Genomic DNA, 4971 nt, shown 5'->3' with positions numbered 1-4971 from the left:
CGACCGGTTCGACCCGGACCGCGGCGTGGAGTTCTCGACGTATGCGACCCCGACGGTCGTCGGCGAGATCAAGCGGCACTTCCGGGACAAGGGCTGGGCGGTCCGTGTGCCGCGCCGGCTGCAGGAGCTGCGTCTGGCGCTCACCACGGCGACGGCCGAGCTGTCCCAGCTGCACGGCCGCTCCCCCACGGTGCACGAACTGGCCGAGAAGCTGGCCATCTCCGAGGAGGAGGTCCTGGAGGGCCTGGAGTCGGCCAACGCCTACTCCACCCTGTCCCTGGACGTCCCGGACACCGACGACGAGTCCCCCGCGGTCGCCGACACCCTCGGCGCGGAGGACGAGGCTCTGGAGGGCGTGGAGTACCGCGAGTCGCTCAAGCCGCTGCTGGAGGACCTCCCGCCGCGCGAGAAGCGGATCCTGCTGCTGCGCTTCTTCGGCAACATGACCCAGTCGCAGATCGCCCAGGAGGTCGGCATCTCGCAGATGCACGTGTCCCGGCTGCTGGCCCGCACCCTGGCCCAGCTGCGGGAGAAGCTGCTGGTGGAGGAGTAGCGAGGCGGGCGGAGCGTGCCGCCCTGCCGTGCGGCTGCCGCCGCGCCCTCGTGCGGTCGCCCTCGTCCGGTCAGCGGCGTTCGGTCTCCCGGGTGCGGCCCGGACCCTTGATGCCGAGGGCCTGGGTCGTCGCCGGGTGCACCAGCAGCACCAGCGCGGTCACGGCCACGACGGCGAGCGCGACGCCGGCCCAGATGGCCACGCTGTCGGCCTGCAGCAGGCTGTAGGCCACGGGCAGCGCCAGGATCTGTGTGATGACCGCCGGTCCCCGGCTCCAGCTGCGGCGCAGCAGCAGCCCCCGGGCGGCGAGCAGCGGCAGCAGCGCGAGCAGCAGCAGCGTGATGCCGCCGGTGACGCCGCTCTGCCGGTCGCCCCCCTCACCGGTGGCGCCGAGGACGAGCATCCAGAGCCCGCCCGCGAGCAGTGCGAGCCCCTCCAGCGCGGCCAGCGCCGCCGCCCAGGCCAGCCGCCGCGGGCGCGGGCCGGCGGTGTCCGTGTCCGTGGTCTTTCGGGAGGGTTTCTGCTCGCTGCTCACCCCAGCAGGGTAGCCCTCGAGGCGCGGTTCCCCGTGTGCGGGCCCGCGGCCGGATCCTTGCCGTCCCCGCCTCGTTCCCCTCTCGATTCCCGCCTCGTTCCCTCCTCGGTATGGGCCGGGTACCACCCGGTAGGTACGCTGCACCCCATGCGTGGACTTCTCGTGGTCAATCCGGCGGCAACCACCACAAGCGCACGAACGCGCGATGTGCTGATCCACGCACTCGCCAGCGAGATGAAGCTGGAGGCGGTCACCACCGAGTACCGCGGTCACGCCCGCGACCTGGGCCGGCAGGCCGCGGACAGCGACGACGTCGACCTGGTCGTGGCCCTCGGCGGCGACGGCACGGTCAACGAGGTCGTCAACGGCCTGCTGCACCGCGGCCCCGACCCCGAGCGGCTGCCCCGCCTCGCCGTGGTCCCCGGCGGTTCCACCAATGTCTTCGCGCGTGCCCTGGGGCTGCCCAACGACGCCGTGGAGGCCACCGGCGCGCTCCTGGACGCCCTGCGCACCGGCAGCGAGCGGACGGTCGGCCTGGGCCTCACCTCGGGAACGCCGGGCACCGACGACGCGGCCGTCCCGGACCGCTGGTTCACCTTCAACGCCGGCCTCGGCTTCGACGCGGGCGTGGTCGGACGGGTGGAGCAGCGGCGCGAGCGCGGCAAGAAGTCCACGCACGCCCTGTACGTACGGCAGGTGGTCCGCCAGTTCCTCGGCGAGCCGAACCGGCGCAACGGGACGATCACTCTGGAGCGCCCCGGGGAGGATCCGGTCACCGATCTGGTGGTGGCCATAGTGTCGAACACCTCACCGTGGACGTATCTGGGGAATCGTCCGTTGTACACGTCGCCCAAGGCCTCGTTCGACAAGGGACTTGACGTACTCGGTCTCAGCCGTCTGTCCACCGCCGCGGTTGCCCGGTATGGGACTCAGTTGCTCACTTCGTCCCCCGAGCGCGGACCCCGGGGCAGGCATGCCGTCTCCCTGCACGACTTGAGCAGCTTCACCTTGCATTCGAAGGTGCCACTGCCCCTTCAGATGGACGGTGACCACCTGGGACTCCGCAAGAGCGTGACGTTCACAGGCGTTCGCCGTGCACTGCGTGTGATTGTGTGAGTGGAAGGGTCCAAAGTCCTTGCAGTCGAACGTTTAGGCCAGGATCCACCCCATGGAAGTATGGCTGTGACCTAGTCGACACCGAAGAATCAAAAAAAACTTTCCGGAAGGGGTTGTATCCGCCGCCGAGGTTTGCGAGTCTCTACGTGGCGATCGGGACGGCCCGCCACACGGGCCTCGGAGATCACCCGGAACCCCTCTTCAACCCACAGGACCACGCCAGGGAACCTGGTAGTCGGCCCTTCGTTTGTCGAGGGATTCGTGAAAGCGTTCACATTCACAAGCAACCTGCACGACACCAAGAGAGGTAGCAGCCATGGACTGGCGTCACAGCGCCGTTTGCCGCGAGGAAGACCCCGAGCTGTTCTTCCCCATCGGCAACACCGGTCCTGCGCTGCTGCAGATCGAGGAAGCCAAGGCCGTCTGCCGTCGCTGCCCGGTCATCGAGCAGTGCCTGCAGTGGGCGCTTGAGACCGGCCAGGACTCCGGCGTCTGGGGTGGTCTCAGCGAGGACGAGCGCCGCGCGATGAAGCGCCGTGCCGCTCGCAACCGGGCCCGTCAGGCCTCCGCCTGACCGCGGCCACTCCACTTGACAGCCTGAGCTTGGCGGCGCGTACAGCGCGTACGCACTTCCCGCCCCCGAGCCGCAGCGCGCAGTACTCCGGTGCGCACACGAGCCGCAACGAGCGACCGACCCCGGACCGCATCCCGGTCCGGGGTCTTTGCTGTGCGTCACTTGTGCGCCCGCACCGGGATGTCGAGGATCACCCGTGTGCCGCGCTCCGGCGCCGGCACCATGTCGAAGGTGCCGCCCAGCTCGCCCTCGACCAGGGTGCGCACGATCTGCAGGCCGAGGTTGCCGGAGCTGTGCACGTCGAAGTCCTCGGGCAGGCCCACTCCGTCGTCCTGGACGGTCACGAGCAGACGGGTGTCGCGCGAGGTGCCGCCGCGGACCGCGGAGACCTCCACGGTGCCCGTGTCGCCCTCGCGGAAGCCGTGCTCCAGGGCGTTCTGCAGAATCTCGGTCAGCACCATCGACAGCGGGGTGGCGACCTCGGCGTCCAGGATGCCGAAGCGCCCGCTGCGCCGGCCGGTCACCTTGCCCGGCGAGATCTCGGCGACCATCGCCAGGACCCGGTCGGCGATCTCGTCGAACTCCACCCGCTCGTCCAGGTTCTGCGACAGCGTCTCATGGACGATGGCGATCGACCCGACCCGGCGCACCGCCTCCTCCAGCGCCTCCCGGCCGCGCTCGGAGTCGATGCGCCGGGCCTGGAGCCTGAGCAGGGCCGCCACCGTCTGCAGGTTGTTCTTCACCCGGTGGTGGATCTCCCGGATCGTCGCGTCCTTGGTGATCAACTCCCGCTCGCGGCGGCGCAGTTCGGTGACGTCCCGCAGCAGCACCAGGGAACCGATGCGTGTGCCCTTGGGCTTGAGCGGGATCGCCCGGAACTGGATCACTCCGCCATTGGCCTCGACCTCGAACTCCCGGGGCGCCCAGCCGCTGGCCTGCTTCACCAGTGCCTCGTCCACCGGGGTCAGGGAGGGGACGAGTTCGGCGGTGGTCTCGCCCAGGTGGTGGCCGACGAGGTCGGAGGCGAGGCCGAGACGGTGGTAGGCGGACAGGGCGTTGGGCGAGGCGTACTGGACGATGCCGTCCGCGTCCAGCCGGATCAGTCCGTCGCCGACCCGCGGTGCGACGTCCATGTCGGCCTGCTGGTCGGGGAACGGGAACGCTCCGGCCGCGATCATCTGCGCCAGGTCCGAGGCGCTCTGCAGATACGTCAGCTCGAGGCGGCTCGGGGTGCGCACGGTCAGCAGGTTGGTGTTGCGCGCGATGACGCCGAGGACGCGGTCCTCCCGCCGTACGGGGATGGACTCGACGCGGACCGGGACCTCCTCGCGCCACTCCGGATCGCCCTCGCGCACGATCCGCCCCTCGTCGAACGCGACGTCCAGCATCGGGCGGCGTCCACGCGGGACGAGATGGCCGACCATGTCGTTCTGGTAGGAGGTCGGACCAGTGTTCGGCCGCATCTGGGCGACGGAGACATAGCGGGTGCCGTCACGGGTGGGGATCCACAGGACCAGGTCGGCGAAGGAGAGGTCGGAGAGCAGCTGCCACTCCGACACCAGCAGATGGAGCCACTCGAGGTCGGAGTCGTCGAGGGCGGTGTGCTGGCGGACGAGTTCGTTCATGGAGGGCACGAGTGCGAGCGTACTCGTGCGTTTGCGCGGTTCCGAAACCGTACGGACGCGTACCGCGGCGTACGGCTCCGGCGGCTGCGGGAACACCCGCGGGCCGCGGCGCCTGAGAGGGACCCTCAACCCTCCCGGCACCGCAGCCCGGAGCATCATCGGCCGTAGGGTGTGCGGTCCCGACCGGCCGAAGGTCGAGGAACCGGAGCAGTCAGGGCAGAGAACTCCGGGTCCTCGGTCCGCCTTCCTGTGCGGAGAAGGCGGAGGCTCATGAGCGCGTCCGTTGTGCGCGGGCGGTGCCGCGTGCGCTGTTCCGAGACTTTGTTGCGAGCATTCTGGACTAGACCACTTGCCCTGTCCATGCGCCGGACAGCGGTTGTTGCGGTTTCTTCATCGGCCGGCCCGACCGGCCCGGACGGGGGCGGCCGGCCGCCGTGGCTTCCTGGCGTGCACCACGCAGCCTAGCTGTATTGCCCTGAGAGGTTAGGGACGCGGCTGGCGGGTGGCTGGCCTTTCAGCGCGGTGTGTCCGCGGTGGTGATTGTAGGTGTGCAGCCAGTCGGGGAAGG

At 70.0% G+C, this 4971-nt stretch carries 5 protein-coding genes and 1 pseudogene; 3 read left to right on the top strand and 3 right to left on the bottom strand.

Annotation, left to right across the window (positions count from 1 at the left end; all coding sequences use genetic code 11):
- A partial coding sequence (locus CCN35_RS23075; protein WP_143631763.1) for a SigB/SigF/SigG family RNA polymerase sigma factor occupies window positions 1-553 on the top strand: 553 nt, incomplete at its 5' end.
- 70 nt (window positions 554-623) lie between these two features.
- Here the strand turns inward: CCN35_RS23075 and CCN35_RS23070 are convergent.
- Complete coding sequence (locus tag CCN35_RS23070) at window positions 624-1088, bottom strand: hypothetical protein (RefSeq protein ID WP_086794162.1); 465 nt, start codon at window positions 1086-1088, stop codon at window positions 624-626.
- 147 nt (window positions 1089-1235) lie between these two features.
- Here CCN35_RS23070 and CCN35_RS23065 point away from each other — a divergent pair, with 147 nt between their 5' ends.
- Together CCN35_RS23065 and CCN35_RS23060 are read left to right on the top strand one after the other, a co-directional pair.
- Window positions 1236-2204: a diacylglycerol/lipid kinase family protein gene (locus tag CCN35_RS23065; protein WP_067391517.1), complete on the top strand. Its 969-nt coding sequence runs from the start codon at window positions 1236-1238 to the stop codon at window positions 2202-2204.
- Window positions 2205-2520: 316 nt separating this feature from the next.
- Window positions 2521-2778, top strand: a complete 258-nt coding sequence (locus CCN35_RS23060) for a WhiB family transcriptional regulator (RefSeq protein ID WP_067391520.1) — start codon at window positions 2521-2523, stop codon at window positions 2776-2778.
- 158 nt (window positions 2779-2936) lie between these two features.
- Here the strand turns inward: CCN35_RS23060 and CCN35_RS23055 are convergent, their stop codons facing one another.
- Complete coding sequence (locus tag CCN35_RS23055; RefSeq protein ID WP_067391523.1) at window positions 2937-4403, bottom strand: sensor histidine kinase; 1467 nt, start codon at window positions 4401-4403, stop codon at window positions 2937-2939.
- A 461-nt stretch (window positions 4404-4864) separates the two neighbouring features.
- Window positions 4865-4971 (bottom strand): annotated as a pseudogene (locus CCN35_RS27890) (IS481 family transposase); the annotation flags it as partial.

Origin of the sequence: Streptomyces thermovulgaris (assembly GCF_002155915.1) — a bacterium.
GTDB lineage: Bacteria > Actinomycetota > Actinomycetes > Streptomycetales > Streptomycetaceae > Streptomyces > Streptomyces thermovulgaris.
Note: the sequence above shows the minus strand (reverse complement) of the source record. Positions and strands in the feature narration are given on the sequence as shown.

Coding starts and splice junctions, on each gene's coding strand:
- CCN35_RS23065 (WP_067391517.1), top strand. CDS start 1,236: ATGCGTGGACTTCTCGTGGTCAATCCGGCGGCAACCACCACAAGCGCA.
- CCN35_RS23060 (WP_067391520.1), top strand. CDS start 2,521: ATGGACTGGCGTCACAGCGCCGTTTGCCGCGAGGAAGACCCCGAGCTG.
- CCN35_RS23055 (WP_067391523.1), bottom strand. CDS start 4,403: ATGAACGAACTCGTCCGCCAGCACACCGCCCTCGACGACTCCGACCTC.